Genomic DNA, 15,760 nt, shown 5'->3' with positions numbered 1-15,760 from the left:
ATCCGCAACGACAGCACGGCCACCATTGGTAATGACAGCCGTGAGGAAATCACCCGGAACAGTTACCGCGCCATCGGCGGCACTGAAGAACATCACACCGCTGGTTTGCGAACCACCGTGCTGGGCGATGGTGACCGTACCAGTGTGACCGGGAGCAGTTACACCCATACCAGTGTGACTCACGTCATCCAGGCGGGCGATCAGGTGCATATCAAATCTGGCGCCAACGTGATTCTCGATGCCGGCGCCACACTGACCCTCAAGGGTGGTGGGCAACACATCGTGCTGAATGCTGATGGGATCTTCAGCAGCGTCCTCATCGAAGAAGGCGGAGAACCGATGTGGGGGATTAATGCCATCAAAGAACGATTGGACGAATTGATACCCAGCGAAAGTAAGCCAACCGCGTCTGTTCGGTTCTCCGGTTAGCCCCTCATTTTTCAGCACGCGTGGGACAACGAATATACAGGCTCAATCAGCCTGCACCGTCTAGTAAACGTTGCTCCCACGCGCGATGTTCACCGCAGGACGAGGTCCATGATTGTCTCAGCCTGCATCGCATTCAGTCCCTGCTGTACGGAAAATTTAACTAAATGATCAAATTTCACTACCCGTTCAGAAAAGCCGACAAAACACCATTTACGGACGTCAACGAACTTTACCAAGAGCTCCAGAAAGAGACGTCGGGTCATTACCTGCTGGGGTCTTATAAGTTCTGGCACGGAGGCATCCACATTACGGACCTGAGCGCCCCCCAGTGTGTGCGGGACGATGCGCTGTGCTGCATCGCTGATGGGGAGGTCGTGGCGTATCGGCTCAATGACGACTACCGGGAAACGACCTTCGGTGATGCGGGGCCGAAACTCAAGTACTCCAACTCGTTCTGCCTGGTGCGTCATGAGTACGCATCAGCGCCGAACCCGGAAGAAGGGGCCAACAAGGACAAGCGCAACAAACTGACGTTTTACAGTTTGTACATGCACCTATTACCCTACCAGCACTACCGGTTATCCCCCGAGGAACAACCAACCCCGAAGGTGACCATGAATGTAGGCGACTTTTACGCCTACGATGTCGCCCCCGCAGCAGGACCCAAGCCGCCCGCTTGCGGGAAACTTAGCCGCGACACCAAGCTGGAGGTGCTGGACCAGGCCGAGAACGGCAATGTCACCTATGCCAAAGGCAAGATCATTTCCGGCAGTGTGAAAGATGGCGCGAGCACTACCCGTGACGCCGGTGATGAGGTCTGGTTTGCCTACCTGAATAATGGCGCGCCCTACCGGAACGCGGCCGGTCAGCCGATTTGGACCGCCGATTCCCTACCCGAGCGGGTCAAGCCCAAATACTGGAAAGGCATCGTCACAGCCAAGGCGACTCAACTACTGCCGCTGTACAACGCTCCGGTAAACGCCATTGACGGGCAACCTGCGGGCACGCGAAAAGGCAACGCGGAGTTGTGCGTAACCAGCGAAGTCAAATTCGACAGTCGCAAGGTGCTGACCTTGATGATTGATAATCAACCGCAACGAATGGCCGAATGTACTAAGGTCAGCGGAGGATGCTGGGGGCCCGAGCCGGTGCCTGCGACGTTTTGGACGATTGTTGAGAACGAAGGCCCCAATAAAAAGGTCAATTGGGGGGAGGTGGCACCGCAAGGATTCGATGAAGTCATCTGCGTTGGTACAGCAATTAAAGCGGGAGACCCGGTGGGTTATCTGGGCTACATCGAGAACATCAAAAACGAACAAGGTGAGATCGAGAGCAACTACCAAGCGCACGTTGAGCTGTTTACCACGGACACCCAGGTCAAAGATTTTTTGCAAAACGCCGCGGGGTTAAAAACCGGCGAGCAATACCTGCATTTGCCGAGCGAAACGGTGCTCAAGAAGAAAGCACCGGCAACGGACTCCCTAAGCCTAACCAAAAAGCATGTGATTGACCTCAGAGCCGCTCCGATTATCCAGGACGGAGGGGAGGATTACTATGACGTCAGCGTAGTGGAAAATGGTCAGACGATCTCCGGGGGGCTAAAAAAAACCGATGCCACAATTATCACCCAGCACGACCGGGAAAAGCTCGGCTTCGAGATTGTCGAGGAGAGCAACGCCATGGCTGATGGCTTTGTCGATCCTGAAGACATGCCGCAGTTTTTCAAGGATCTCTTTGCACAAATCGATACCGACGGCGATAAAACCGCTGAACCGGACGAACTCAAGGCGGCAATGATGAACCCGGCCATGCGAGATCAGTGGGCGCGACTGGTTGCTTATCATCCGACCGAATGGAAAGAAAGAGCCGATTCGCCCAAGTGGAGCAGACTGGACCAGTTGTTTCCGACCATTCCAAAAACGGTAAAACATGAAAAAGAAAGGATCGATAATTTCGTGTTCTGGGACCAGTTGTCTGGACGTGCGCAGATGGCATCGAGTCTGATTTGGCACTTCCATCCGATTGAATTTATATCCAATATGAGCGTAACAAAATCCTGTACTTGCAACGCCATTGTAAAAGTTACTCGCTGGCCTACGTCTACCATGGTTCACTATGGCCCACTACATACCGGCGATAGAAATTTAGGGGAGGCGCCTGAGTGGGGCGAGATGATATCCGAAGGGAAAGTCACTGAGAATGAAAAGACAATTATAGTTGTCATGTCTGCGAATGAGGCAAAGTTAAATGGTGTGCAGAGTTACGATGGCGAAATAATCACTGCAGGTGCAATGCAAAAAACAATCAATATTACGGGTGGAGGTGAATTGCCCGCACAAATTAAAAAATTCAAAGATCAACATCCTATCGCATTTGTTGAGCTTTTTGAATCCAATGGTTGGAGGCTCGATGAAACAAGCTCTTCGCCAAAAATGTTTTATCAGGGAGATGCGCGCGCCAATGGAGCCAAGCTAGAAGGTGAGTCTCTAAAAAACAATCTGAAGATTGGTTGCAGTGACGCAACTTTTGGGCGAGTTGTTGATTGTCAACCAGTTGCAGTAATGGCTTGTGCAATGTCAAACCCGTTATACGTGAAGATTCAGATAACTGATTTTATAGATCGACTACACAGTGCTTTAGGCAAAAAACCTACTGGTTATAATTTTACTGCCAACACTTTTTTCAAAACTCTTCTTGGAAAAGCGGTGGTTCTTGACCATGATATCAATCGACCGTCCTATGTAAAAGATGATTTAGGGAGCGCTCTAGATACCTTTTTTGCTCAAAACCCTACAGTCAACAGAAATATTAATACTTGGGGGGACGCTTACGACATATATGAAAATAAAGTGCTTGAGCTGTATGGTGTTGGCAGGCGAATGACAAACGCATCCGTGCGATATAACCACCTAAAAGCTGGATTCTGAAATGTTTAAATTAAAATTTTTAGTCATGCAAATTTGTGCACATTTTCTATTAATTACAGCTTGCCACGCTGAAAATCTTAATCTAATAGGTGTCGATGGCGCCACCCTCAAGTTTTCTGAATGGGATCAAAATCTCGCTGTCTGGAAACAAATTACTTTTTCAAAAAACAACCTGGAATTCAGCTTGTACGAGAGTGGGCCGCACTATTTAGTAGGGGGTGGAACCACCTCAAGCTCCCGTGATCCAGATGGAAAGTATACGCTAATTCAGCGAACTGTATTCGGCGAGTTGGGTGACGGTCAGCAGATAGTGCGGACGGAAAAAAGCTACTGTGACCTTGTTTCATTGACAACCGGCTGTGTGCTCCTAACGCGGCCCGCTGCTGCTTGCTCTGGAAGTTGGAAAGAGGGGAAGTGGTCTACGGATGAAGGCGAAATTATTAAGCCACTAGTGGAGACGATAAGTCCCGGCGCGTTGGTCCAGTCTGTTGCAGCTGTTTCTGACGCCAAGTCTAGAGCTATGGCAATTAAAGATCAAATATTTATGGGGGCGTCCTCTTATATGAGTTGCTACCCACCCAAAAAAAATGTTCGAGCGTTGAACGATCTGGGGTTTTTTCTAGCGCAAGCCGGTGATGACTCCTCCGCTTTAGAATTATATCGGGGCATCGAGTTAATAGGTAAGCGCACAGTATTGATGTTAAATATTGCCGATTCATTGTGGAATATGGAAAAAAAAGCAGAGGCGATTAAGTATTATAAGCTGTACTCCGATGAAATGAATTCCGAAGAAAAAGGTGATAAAATTCCAATTAGAGTTTATGAGCGATCAAAACCAACAGTTCCGCAGTAGAGTTGTTGATCTCGTGGATTGCTTCTATCTCCGGAGATAGCCGTCTAATTATAATAATGGGTGTTTCACAAGACTCGGAAGTGGATTCAAGTGACAATGAGGTCGCACGAAAGTATTGAGCATGATATTACGAGTTTGATGGTGAAAACCTTCAGTTGAGAGCAAGTGACGATCGATAACAGTTTGCACGCGGAGCGCATGAGTTGCCCTGTTTTCACACAATGCCTTACTAAGGCTGGATTTTATCCGGATTTAGTAGGGCACTTCTCTTGTTAGTTGTGAAATTTGATTCTGAATCCTGAGGGGGTCACAGCAGCATCTTCATGGAAGCGGGAACGACCGTACCCTCTTCCATGCGAGTCTGATCTACAACCGAATTTTAACGTCCTCTCTAATTGTGAAATGTATCAAGAGCTTCGTGAGGATTTTTTTGTCAACTGTTTTTCTTGGGGGCATCCTTGCTGCTAATTTTCGCGAATGCAGCCACTTGCGCAAAGATTCGCGCTGGTGACGCTGAACGACCCCTTGAAAGACAGGACACCGTTTCCCCTTATCTAAAGTTGGAAACGGTGTCCTGCCTCTCATGGGGCTAGTCCATGACCGGTATTCGAGATTTTTTCTGAAACCTGCTTGAATACATCCCGCCCCTTATCGTCGACCTCAATTGCAAACAAAAATAGGCAGCGTTCGTTGCTAGACTTTTCCCATTGCTGACCAACCTGGATTTTTTCCTTGGAGTCATCGTTGGTTTTATAGGGCTCGCCTTTGTACTCTACTACCAGTACGCGGCCATCATCCAACTCGGCCACGAAGTGAGGATAGAAGTAGTCAGTGGAGGTTGGTAGCCAGAATGAGCAGTGTTGCTGGCGTTCGATGTTGCGTACCCAATGTCTAACTTTGAGGTGGGCATCAATGGCCATTGCGCAGCGATATTCCTCAGTAGGCTTGCCTGTACCAGTTTTCTCCCGCAGATCGTGGATGACAGGATAGAAATGCTTGTTGAGCTCATAGCTGCCCTGATACAGGTTCCGGGCTGGGTACTTGCCGGGGTCGAACGTAAAGCTGTAGTGCGCCATTTCCTCCAGCGTTGGAACGGCCATCTCAAATAAGCGCCCCTGAAATCCTTTGCGCATCGCCAGCTTGCGCAGGCGTTCAATTTCAGACTTGATAGCGTCCGCCAACTGGAAGCGGGCTCGCACCAGCGCGGTCAGGCTCAGGTGTAGGTGGATAAGGTGGCTCACCATTTTTACTACGTAAGCCTGGAGCTGAAGCTGCGATACATAAGATTGTCGAACCTGCAAATCCAGCCAGCGGATCAAGTCCTGCTCGCTAATATGGCTGGCTACCTCATTAAGTTTGAGCTGCTGAGCGTCGACATGCTTGAACTTGACCGCGGTGGTTTTTTGCCCCGTTCTTACCCATTTCTTACCTGTTTTTTGCCCCTTTCTTATCCACTTTTTACCCAAGAATTACCCAGTTTTTCATGGTGCAGGAACATTTTAAAAAGCCCTGCATAACAGCTGCCGGGCTTTTTCTTTCTGGGTTTAACACAATCCAGCCATTTGGAAAATAGATCCCTCCCCCCTATCCTCACCGGTGATGTGGATGATCTCGACCAGTTCATCCCCACATTCGGGTTCGCTTTTCAGGGAGATGGACGTTTCGCTATCGGCGAAAACCAGCGTGGGCGGCAGCACAAGGGTCGGCCCAGAAGGAGCGTTCAGTGACCAGCCGGCCTTGATAAAGTTAGGATCTTTGATCTGCGTATTTAGTGACTGTAACAAAGGCACCGAGGTCTCCAGATTCTTGGCAATCTGGCTCAGGGTATCGCCGTCTTTAACGGTGTATGTGGTCATGCATTCATCCAAAAAGTCAGAGGCGTTCAAGTTCGACGAGTTTGTCGCTCAGGCTCAGACTCGGGCGGGCCAGTACTTCACCGTGAGGTGAGCGAGACCAAAAACCCTCGCCTAGGCGCAGCGACAGGCGCAGCCAGCGTTCCTGATCAGGTGTTTGGGTGAAACCGGAGTGGTGGGCGGCAAGCAGTTGGTCGTACACGAAGTTCGCTGGGGCTGGTATGGGCAACGCATGGCTGTAATCTTGGGCAAAGCGGCCGGCTAGTACCTGCAAACGCTGATGATTCATCGCCGTTTCACGCGCCGGGGTCAGGTCAAACCAGCCGGGGGCTTGTACCTCACCCTCCCAGATGCAAGGAGCCGGGGGGCGATGGCGCCAGCCCAACTCGTTGCGCCACGCGAAGTCGGTCACCGGTCCCATGACCTCAGTTAGCTCATTGTCATTGAGGCTGTTCAACAGCGGCTCCAACCAGCGCGGATCAAAAAAACGCATCATTTGTTCGGTAGATTCATCGGTGCGGACTGTCAGCAGGCTGCGCCAATGTTCGATGGCCAGATCAAAATGGCGGGGATTCTGGACATAGGCCACACACCCGGCGTCAGCACGCTCCAGCAAGGCGCTGGCATAAGCGGTCAATTCGTTGGTCGATGGACACAGCAGCGCGAAGGGCCCGACGTCTTGCACACCGGCATACGGGGTGCTTTCCAGTAATGGAACGCACAGGGCGCCACTCGTGCCCGCTGCATCCTCAAGATAAGTTTGCAATTGGGCATCGAAGCTGGCATCTAGAATCAGGCATAGCGCTCCGGGAGCGGCAGGCAATTGAAAGGGCGAAGCAATGGTTGTGATCATGCGACTGTACCTATGACTGATGCTGAGGGCAGTTACACACGCCCAACTCTTCAAAGCGGCACGGCGGCGCCGGCAGCAACGCTCCCGCCCGCGATTGCAGGCGGTAGCTCACACGTTCCAGCACTCCGTACGGCACCCAGGCGGGTTCACCACCGTCTTCAATCGTCACACTGCTGAAAATGCCCGCGTGGTTGATCTGAATGTGATGTCCGCCGCACTGCAAAGTCAGATTGGAGCGGGCATCCACGACGATGTGGGCAGCGTTCACCTGCACTTGATTGCCCGCCCTGATGATTCTGGATATTCCCGGTATCGAGTGTGCCGTTGCCATGGACGCTGATCGTTTCGTCGCCCGCCGTGACGCGAGAGTGGTGGCGTCCGATCTGTGTGAACTGGTCGAAGCTAACGTCAAGGTGACTGTCGCGGCGAATTACTTCGCGACGGTCGTTGCCGATATCGGCCATGCTGTCATTGAGGATCCGTTGCTCCAGGTCGCGTTGCGCCCGGAGGTAGATTTTTTCGTGACCTTGGCTGTCTTCGATGTGCAATTCGTTGTAGCCTTCCCCGCCTGGCGTGGTTTGGCTACGAAGGACCGTTCGGCTCTTGTTCTCCGGTAAGTGATAAGGCACGGGGGTTTCGACATGGGGCAGGCACCCGTAGATCAGCGGTTGATCGGGATCGCCTTCTAGGAACGTGACTGCGACTTCCATGCCCACGCGCGGCACCGTCACGGCGCCATGGTTCATGCCGGCCCAGTTGGACGCGACGCGTACCCAGCAACTGCTTTGGTCACTGCCTGGATCGCGACGATCCCAATGGAACTTTATTTTGACCCGCCCAAAAGCATCGCAATAAATTTCCTCTCCGGCCGGACCGGTCACGAGTGCAGTCTGACTACCATGGATACGCGATTTCGGATGCGCCAGCGCCGGTCGGTAAGTGGCGTCCCAAGGGGTGGCCGTGAAGCTGTTGCGATAGCCCTGATTGAACCCGTCTCCGCCGACATCGGAGGCAAAGGTATTGGCGAACTCCAACAGGGCTTGGGGTTGCTTACCTTCGTGTTCGACGCGGGTGAGCAACCAAAAATCGTTCCAGGCCAACTGCGGGTGCTCGCTCAGTTCAAGGATATAGCCGCTGCGCAAAATCGGTTGATCGCTTTTTCCATTGGCCTCTTGGTAGTCACTGCGATGGCGCTCCAGCGCGCGGCGGGCCAACAGGGTCCCGCGATCCCCTTTGTCGAAACGACCGGGGTAGTCGTAATCTTCCAGCGCAGGGGTCATTTCAGTGGTGGCCTCACGGTCCAGTACCACGTGCGATTGCTGAAAGTCATAGTCGCGGCGACTGACTTGGTTGCTGCGTGTATTGAAACCGACGTTAAAGCGCTTAATGACCGGTTGCTCGGCGATCAGGCTATTGTCCTGCTGGAAGGCCACCGGATCTTGCACTATGAACGCGCTGACATTGTCCCCGAATACCAACTCGTGATTGTCGGGCGTGTGCACGTGATGAAAGCTCAGTCCTTCCTCTTCACACAGCCTTTGGAGGAAGAACAGGTCGCTCTCATCATATTGGACGCAGTATTCACGCGGCGGGTAGACCGTCGAACCGAGCTGGAAGCACGCATGTGCGCCGACCAGAATGCCGTGCTCTTTCAGCACCTCAGTGATAATCTGCGGCACCGTCCGCCCTTGGAAGATACGTTTATTACGGCGGTGATCCAGGTATGCCAAACGTGGCATCAGCACCAGACTGTAATGGCTTAAATGATGGCCATGTTCGCCGGTTCGGATCGAATAAACTTGACCATGAATACCTTCACCGTTGTGGCCGAACTTGAGGAAGGCGCCATGGTGGAGAAAGGTCTCGATGTCGATGTTCGGGTATTCGCTGACCAGTTCGACGGTAATGGCATAGGGCGTGTTGAGGGCTTCACTGCCTTTAAAAGCCAGAACTTTGAAATCGTGGTCGACCGAGGGCAGCAGCAATTTAAACTGTGCGGTATTGGCAGGCGCAAACATGCACTTGTCCTTAAACTGAGAAAGAGTAGTGGAGGGGACGATACTGATTTAGGCTCGGGCTTTTGTGACCCAAAAGCCCACTTTGCAACTTGCGTGCGCGTCTAACGAAATCATAAATTATCAATCGTGTGACTTTACGGCAAAAAAAGCTGTGTTAAGGCGTGCGAATCTGTGAGGGGGGGAGTTCGCAGGGAGGGCGCTTTCTACCATGTATTGGGGGCGGTTTCAAAACTCGACAAATCTCAAATGTTTGCATTGGATCGCCAGCGTTATGGTGTTGTGGCAAGAGCCATACTCTCGAATTCAGCGGTTTTTCGTCATGGGCGTCGATACGTTACTGATTCACCCATCAAGGCTAGCAGTTCTTTTAACTCTATATCTTCCAATAACGTCACGTGGCACCTTGCTCTAGGCGCGCATTCAGCCCTATGAAGGTTTTTCTCTGGTGCGCTGTTTTTTAGTTGCTAACAATGGCCTCAAAGGGGAGTAGAATTACATCGTGTGGTCGGTCTTGTAGTAAATAATAATGCTGTAAATTGGTATCGCCTTGTCGAATTTCACGGAAGGGGTGATTAGAATAACTGAAACATACTTTCGTGCATGTCGTTACCGTGCACTGGGCCAATATCCCCATGATGGAGTGCGATATGCAGCAAGCAAATTTTCAGGTTGATTCCCGACTGGCAACGTTGCTCAGCCAAGATTACTCAACGACAGAAAAAGCTCTTAAAGAGTTAGTTGATAACGCATGGGATGCCGATGCAGAAGAGGTGGTAATAGAGCTACCTGAACCATTGACCGATAGCCCTATTGTTGTGCGCGACGATGGCAACGGGATGACTCGCCAGGAGCTTGAGTCTCATTATCTGAAAATTGCATCTGATCGACGGATGCGGACTGATGGACGTACATCAAAAAAAAGGCGTCCGATCAAAGGTAAGAAAGGGATCGGGAAATTTGCTGGGCTGATGTCCGCTTCGGTGATGTGTCTCACCACAATGGCCCGAGGCCAACAGATTTCGTTCACGCTCGGTATTCAGGACCTTGAGTCGGCCTCTGACATCGAACACTTGACGCTCCCGTTAGAGGTGAGCGAATGCAGCTCCGAAGATCATGGAACCTGCGTAACACTAACGCATCTTCGCCAAGGGCTACGTTACCCAAGTGCTGATCGACTACGCCAAGAACTGATCATGGAGTACGGTCGGCAGAAGGACTTCAAAATTATCATCAATGGTAAACCGCTGGGCATTGATGATCTTGAAGGAGAATTTACTGAGCTGCGGGGTACGTTTCCTGATGCGGGAGATGCGACTCTTCGTTTTGCCATTAGCAAAAAGAAAAGTGGTCTGAGACGCCCCGGCATTACTTTGATGGTGGAAGGAAAGGCAGTCGGTAAGCCTGGCTTTTTTGGCTTGGAGAACAGTGATGAGATTCCTGCTCGTCTGCTGAGAAAGCTGTATGGCGAGGTCGAAGCTGACGGGCTGATGGACTATGTGACTGCTGGGTGGGACTCGGTAATCGAAAACAGCGAGGCCTACCTGCAGATCGTCACCTTCGTGCAGGAAAATTTGGTTGAGGCTTTCCGCTCTACGCACGGTATGGAGATGCGAATCGCGCATGCTCGCTTGCGAAAAGCGGTCGGCGGCCGATTGGAAAAACTGCCTCAGCACAAGCGTGAGTACGCAGATCGCGCAATAAAAAAGGTTCTGAAAAAGTATTACGACGAACCTGCGCACAAGGTACAGGCTCTCGCGTTTGTTGTTCTTGAAGCAGTAGAACGCACCGAGTATCGCTCTATCGTCGAGCATCTCGCTGAAGCAAATCGAGGCGATGTCGTTAACCTTGCTGATGCGCTGGAGAGCTTTGGCCTTGCCGACATGGCTGTTCTGGTCGATCAAGCTAGGGCCAGATTGCAGTTCTTGGACGATTTGGAGCGCCTAGTCCGAGATGAAAGCTGTCTTGAGTCAACGGTACACAAAGCTGTGGAAGTAAATCTTTGGATTTTGGGGGCAGCATTCACCATCTTCACTTCCAATATCACTTTGAAACGGCAGATTGAGGAGCTGTTGAAATAGAAATACTACGGAGCGCAAGGCACGATTCGTCCAGATTTGCTGTTGAATGAAAGCATGCTGGGGGAATTCTTGCTAATCGAGTTCAAACGCCCCTCGCATCCTTTGTGTTTCGCGGATTACCAGCAAGCGACTAGGTATCGTCATGAGCTTGCCGGGTATAGCGCGAAGCCAATAAAAGTTCTAGTAATAGAAGGGCGGATTGATGGCTTCCCGGCACGAGAGCTTGAGCCGGGAGTCAGCTGCCTATTGTTTACTGATATAATTTCCACAGCGCGCCGACAAATTGAATGGCAACTTCAACGTACACCGGGTTTTCCTTGCGCGCAGTTGGTGTAGGTTGTCTCTAGTTGGTTCTTGGTTAGACTCCCGACTCTAGCATTTGGGAAACAGCGCCGCTGAGGATTGCTCGGCATGGCTTGCGGCACATAAAAGTGGGGTATTTGGTGCCTCAATGTCCTGAGACAAAAACTGGCGACGGCTTTACGATTTTTTTTGGATCGCCTGAGCTGCCTGAAATAGTCTCTGGATAGACTGCATTCTCGAGGGGGCTGCGATGTCTGCATTATGAATTCAAGTAGTTCGATGTAGTTCGATGTGCAACGCAATGGCGCGGGAACGCATGTCACAGTTAAGGTCGCTAGCTTACGCGCGATCACGGCTGCGTTTCTGTTCCCTCTTTGCTGTTTCAAATGATTTTCGCCCGGATTGTATTGTCAGTATCTGCGACGACTCGACCGCGGTGGCGGAGGATTGAGCCGCAGCCGTTGTGTGCATAACTATGTTTAGTGATGCAACTGCTAAGCTATGTATGCCTCTGGCTACCAAATCAACGACTTCTCGGTTCAAAAGGACCCGGAACGCAGGGGCCAAGCCTCGCAAAATTACAACCGGTTCTCGGTTTAAGAGCTGAACGCTCAAAGCCAGGACGGCGAACGGGAAGGTTTTACGGGCTTAGGCTGCAGATCCAAGCGAGCGCTTCCGAGATGCATCAGCAGGCAAGGGAAGGGGGCCGCTCCCCGGGCCTGTTCCAATGGACGGTGCGCTAGTAGGTCGAGGTTCTAGAGGGATTACTTGCGCAGCAGGAGTCGCAATGGCGCCTACTTGAAGGCTCCTAGATTCAACGTGATCAGAAGGTCGTCTACGAAACGACTGGTGTTCTGAGCTGGGGTAATCTGTCTCTAGCCAGAGCTCGCGAGCAAGCCACACCGGAGGATCAGCCTTATATGCTCCCCCTACGCTGTAACACCGTTCACCAGGATGAACCACTCTTTACCGCTAACTCCCGCCGACTATTGGCTCGCATCGCTTTGATCAGTGAAACCGTACCCACAAGCATAATTACCGCTAAAAGCAGGAAGTCGATTTTGTACAACTGAAAATCATTTAGCGGACCGAGCAGCAGCACCCGAATCGCAGCGATACTGACCACCGTCGCGAGAAAGTCGATACCTGGCTCGTCGCGATAGAACACATGCATTAACGGCAGGCCGATGACCAGCAGCAATAGCAGGACGATTACCTTGAACGAGCCCTTGCGCTCGATACTGAACGCACACTCGTTGGCGGCATTAGGTTTGTAGTCCTCCACGCGTGCCAGTGAGGGTTGTGCATTGGTATATCCCACACGGTTGTACTGTTGAATTGGTGTAAAAGTATTCGACAGCTCCATGCTCGTTGTGATGTGTTTGAAATTTAGGTCGATACGATCGTTGCCCTTGAGGTAATACAACACCGGTTTGTAGCCGTAGCGGTAAGTGTCAAATGGGAAATTCATGGTCTGACCCGGCACGCTGATAGGTCGGGGTTCGAGTTCGGCATAGGCACTTTTGTTAAGGGATGACAGGTTACGACTCAGTAGCTGGATCTTCACCTGCTCATGGAAGATCGGCAAGACGTCGTACGACCACTGCAAGGGTTCCAGCCGCAGGCGTAGTTCGTTACGGCCAAGGTCGTAACGATTAAATGTACGTTCGGAAACGATCACTGCGCCGCTGAGCATGAACTCACCGCGCAGGTTGCTAGTGATTCGTAACGTCAGTTGATCCCTGCCCGACGCAGCGCCATTGGTAGGTGGGGGCGTGCCGCACCAGGCAGTGCTGTTCTGAGGACCGCCCAACATGCCGTCACTGCTGTCGTTAAACAAGTAAATAAAACTGGTCCACAGGCACAGCATCAGTGCAAGCGCTATTATCCCTAACATTTTCTTGCCTGCACTCACACCTGACTCCTTAGTTACTGCTACTTTAGTAAGAGGCGAATAATACCTAAAAGCTATTACCGCCCGAAGCAAGAATCGCAAGTGCCGGTTACAAAATAAGGTTGCCAGAGCGAGCGATACAGCTAGCACTTGCCATGTCAATTCATGCGGCCCGGAAATTTGGACTTGCTTTGCTATGTCAGTGCAGACTGAGGCGTTTGATAATGTAGGGAAGTACGCTGCTAAGGATCGATTTATAATCTCCATTGGCACAGCAACTTGGCCAGGGCGCACCATAAGTGCGTCCAGGTCGTCACGTGCAATTTCATTCTGGCACGTGGCGTGCTCGATACAAGATGCGACTTTACGTATTGGTGAGTGGCACGATACTACTCATCTTTTTCCGTGCCCGTTAGGGTTTCAATAGATTAATAAGTGTTAGCCATGCTGGTATCGAGGGAGGCAGATAACGAAACTGGCTTATGGTTTTTTCTTAAATAATTTGGTCCAATAATATTTAAGGCTGATCCGGTCGCTGGGTCTTGGTTTGTAATGTGTTTTGTTTCTTTGTGTAGGATCAAGCGATCCTTTTAATGCAGTGTAGTAATACAGTGCGAGTGAGCGGCGAGAGATGTCTGGAGGCGTACTTAAGGGGGTTGGGTGGCCGTGGTTACTGTCTTTGTCTGTGTTGAAAATCACACCGCGATTGTAAATTGGGTGTATTTTTTTGATGCATTGCCTCATTCCTGCATCCCACAGTTCTAAATTGCCGCCGTACTCCAGCAACCAGTCTCGATTTAAATAAATAATTACATTTAAGCGTCGTTCTATATTTAGTTTTTTATTCAACCTGAAATCCGAGTGTACGCCAAGAAAGCCACCCGATTTAGTTTCATGCAGTCCTCCGCCTGCAAAGTAGGGGTCAGGAATCAGTCCTTCAATGCCCGTCAGCTCCTCTAGAAAATTCAGCATAGGCGCCGAATTAAACACGTTGAAAACTTGTCGTAGAAAAGGGTCGCATTGGTTGGGATTAATTTGTCGCTTATTCTGCCCCTTGTATCCGCGCTCATACAGCATCTCCTCATCGACTGCTTCATCAGGAAAATGCGAGCAAATACTGGCGATTAGATCCTTCGGCAAAAAATCATCAATGACGATATGGGGGAACGGCTCGCCATTAGCATATTTTTGCGCCAGTGAGGCTCCAAAATAACCAGCGGCACGTAGATCAAAATCTATTTCGGGGGTAGTCTTAATTGGCAGCTTTTCAATGTTCTGTGTCATGTAGTCCTCCGGTTGTGCGAGTTTTCAGTGTTACCTGTCTGCATTTGCGATTCACTACTGCCCGCTCATCGGCGATCTTTGATCTGATTCAACATATTTTCATACGTTTTGGTTCTTCTATGGTTGCTGCCATAGCCGCCCGCAGCGGCAACTGTTCCTGACTGAGCATGATCAAGATATTTGAATAGTTTCGAGGGGCGTAAAAATACGATGTCATGACCCAGTTTGACCATCATATCCTGCAAAGTATAACCTGGCACACCATCATCCATCAGAAACCGCAAGCCATGTTTTTTTATCAGTTTGCAATTCCACAATGTACAAAAGCTTTTTAAGTGAGTTTCCCGATAAAATTTTGGATCCCTTGATTTTAGTCCAAAGGATATCTTCATTCGCCTGAAATAATGCTTGAATAGGCGGGAAGCGAACCGCCAACTACTTCTGATCAGTCCCCGATTGATCTGCTCCGTGCAGCCCACCGCGGCGACATTAGCATTTGCAACGCACTTATTCAGCATCATGCTGAATACTTTTTGATCAAAAATAAACGTATCGGTATGGAGCAGTAAAAGGAAATCAGTCTCCACTTGATTCAAAACCAGATCAAGCGCTCTTCCATGTGCCATATGGCCTTGCTCTGCGCCTGGAGAAGGTCGCTCGATTAATCGAATCCAATCGAGCGAACGCAAATATTCTGTGCTTTCATCCGCAGAATAATTATCGACAACCCAAACCGGCACGGCACTGCCCGCCAAATGCTCATGCAACAACTCCAGACATATCTTTGTCATGTCCAGCGTTTTGTAATTGACCAATACCACGCTAAAGCTAGGCTTGTCGCCAGAAGAAAATTCAATCGTGTTCACTAATGAGTGCTCTTATGTCAGTCTGATTCCATTAAGCGCACACCTCAAACGCGTGATAGCGCTGCCCTCACATGGTAACTATTCGTGCCCGCCGGCTCCAGCTCCTCAAGCTGAAAATAATGAAAATTAAGCTTGTATTAAGATATATCCCGATGTCGAAAGCTGCCATGTTCAGCAATATTTCGTTACAGTTGGCTGGTCTGTGCCAATCACTCATCCATGTCTTAATCCCATCGCACCTACATCGGCTCAAGAGCACAACCACAAGCTCCAGGGTTTCGCATCTCGTCATGGCGAATCGCCTACCCGTGGCCAAGAATTTGAGTTGCATTGCAGGGCTTGCGCTGTCTTGGAGGATATGCTCACGTCAAACTCGAGAAGAGGAATCAGCGATGGCGGATG

Annotated in this window: 10 protein-coding genes and 1 pseudogene; 4 read left to right on the top strand and 7 right to left on the bottom strand. The window is 50.6% G+C overall.

The genetic code is table 11. The features are described 5' to 3' along the window. The 3 genes and pseudogenes from ACIQVE_RS02125 to ACIQVE_RS02115 all read left to right on the top strand — a co-directional run. Positions 1–429, top strand: a pseudogene (locus ACIQVE_RS02125) (type VI secretion system tip protein VgrG); the annotation flags it as partial. A gap of 164 nt (positions 430–593) precedes the next feature. Next, entirely contained in the window at positions 594–3,356 is a 2,763-nt protein-coding gene (locus ACIQVE_RS02120) for a calcium-binding protein (RefSeq protein ID WP_402804034.1), read from the top strand. A 1-nt stretch (position 3,357) separates the two neighbouring features. Next, positions 3,358–4,209, top strand: coding sequence for a type IV pilus biogenesis/stability protein PilW (locus ACIQVE_RS02115; RefSeq protein ID WP_402804031.1), 852 nt, complete (start codon positions 3,358–3,360; stop codon positions 4,207–4,209). 581 nt (positions 4,210–4,790) lie between these two features. On the opposite strand, the gene ACIQVE_RS02110 is transcribed toward ACIQVE_RS02115, so the two are convergent. The 4 genes from ACIQVE_RS02110 to tssI all read right to left on the bottom strand — a co-directional run bounded on the left by ACIQVE_RS02110 (position 4,791) and on the right by tssI (position 8,933). Further along, the gene (locus ACIQVE_RS02110) at positions 4,791–5,675 is read right to left on the bottom strand and encodes a hypothetical protein (protein ID WP_402804029.1); all 885 of its coding nucleotides are present in this window, start codon (positions 5,673–5,675) and stop codon (positions 4,791–4,793) included. 78 nt (positions 5,676–5,753) lie between these two features. Next, positions 5,754–6,065, bottom strand: coding sequence for a LysM peptidoglycan-binding domain-containing protein (locus tag ACIQVE_RS02105; protein ID WP_402804028.1), 312 nt, complete (start codon positions 6,063–6,065; stop codon positions 5,754–5,756). Positions 6,066–6,081: 16 nt separating this feature from the next. After that, a complete protein-coding gene (locus ACIQVE_RS02100) occupies positions 6,082–6,915 on the bottom strand; it encodes a DUF4123 domain-containing protein (RefSeq protein WP_402804027.1) in 834 nt (277 codons plus the stop codon). Positions 6,916–7,073: 158 nt separating this feature from the next. Further along, positions 7,074–8,933 (bottom strand): type VI secretion system tip protein TssI/VgrG, encoded by a 1,860-nt coding sequence (gene tssI, locus ACIQVE_RS02095; protein ID WP_402804026.1) that lies wholly within the window; start codon positions 8,931–8,933, stop codon positions 7,074–7,076. 647 nt (positions 8,934–9,580) lie between these two features. Here tssI and ACIQVE_RS02090 point away from each other — a divergent pair. After that, complete coding sequence (locus ACIQVE_RS02090) at positions 9,581–11,011, top strand: ATP-binding protein (protein ID WP_402804024.1); 1,431 nt, start codon at positions 9,581–9,583, stop codon at positions 11,009–11,011. A gap of 1,249 nt (positions 11,012–12,260) precedes the next feature. On the opposite strand, the gene ACIQVE_RS02085 is transcribed toward ACIQVE_RS02090, so the two are convergent. The 3 genes from ACIQVE_RS02085 to ACIQVE_RS02075 form a co-directional block, all read right to left on the bottom strand. Continuing rightward, positions 12,261–13,229, bottom strand: coding sequence for a hypothetical protein (locus tag ACIQVE_RS02085; protein WP_402804022.1), 969 nt, complete (start codon positions 13,227–13,229; stop codon positions 12,261–12,263). A gap of 459 nt (positions 13,230–13,688) precedes the next feature. Then, the gene (locus ACIQVE_RS02080) at positions 13,689–14,492 is read right to left on the bottom strand and encodes a 2OG-Fe(II) oxygenase (RefSeq protein WP_402804020.1); all 804 of its coding nucleotides are present in this window, start codon (positions 14,490–14,492) and stop codon (positions 13,689–13,691) included. A gap of 65 nt (positions 14,493–14,557) precedes the next feature. Then, positions 14,558–15,358 carry a glycosyltransferase family 2 protein gene (locus ACIQVE_RS02075; protein ID WP_402804018.1) on the bottom strand — a complete coding sequence of 267 codons (801 nt, stop codon included), beginning with the start codon at positions 15,356–15,358 and terminating at the stop codon, positions 14,558–14,560. Positions 15,359–15,760: the final 402 nt, after the last annotated feature.

The sequence above is a fragment of the Pseudomonas sp. NPDC098747 genome, assembly GCF_044760045.1.
Lineage (GTDB): Bacteria > Pseudomonadota > Gammaproteobacteria > Pseudomonadales > Pseudomonadaceae > Aquipseudomonas.
This window is presented reverse-complemented; position numbering and strand designations above follow the sequence as displayed.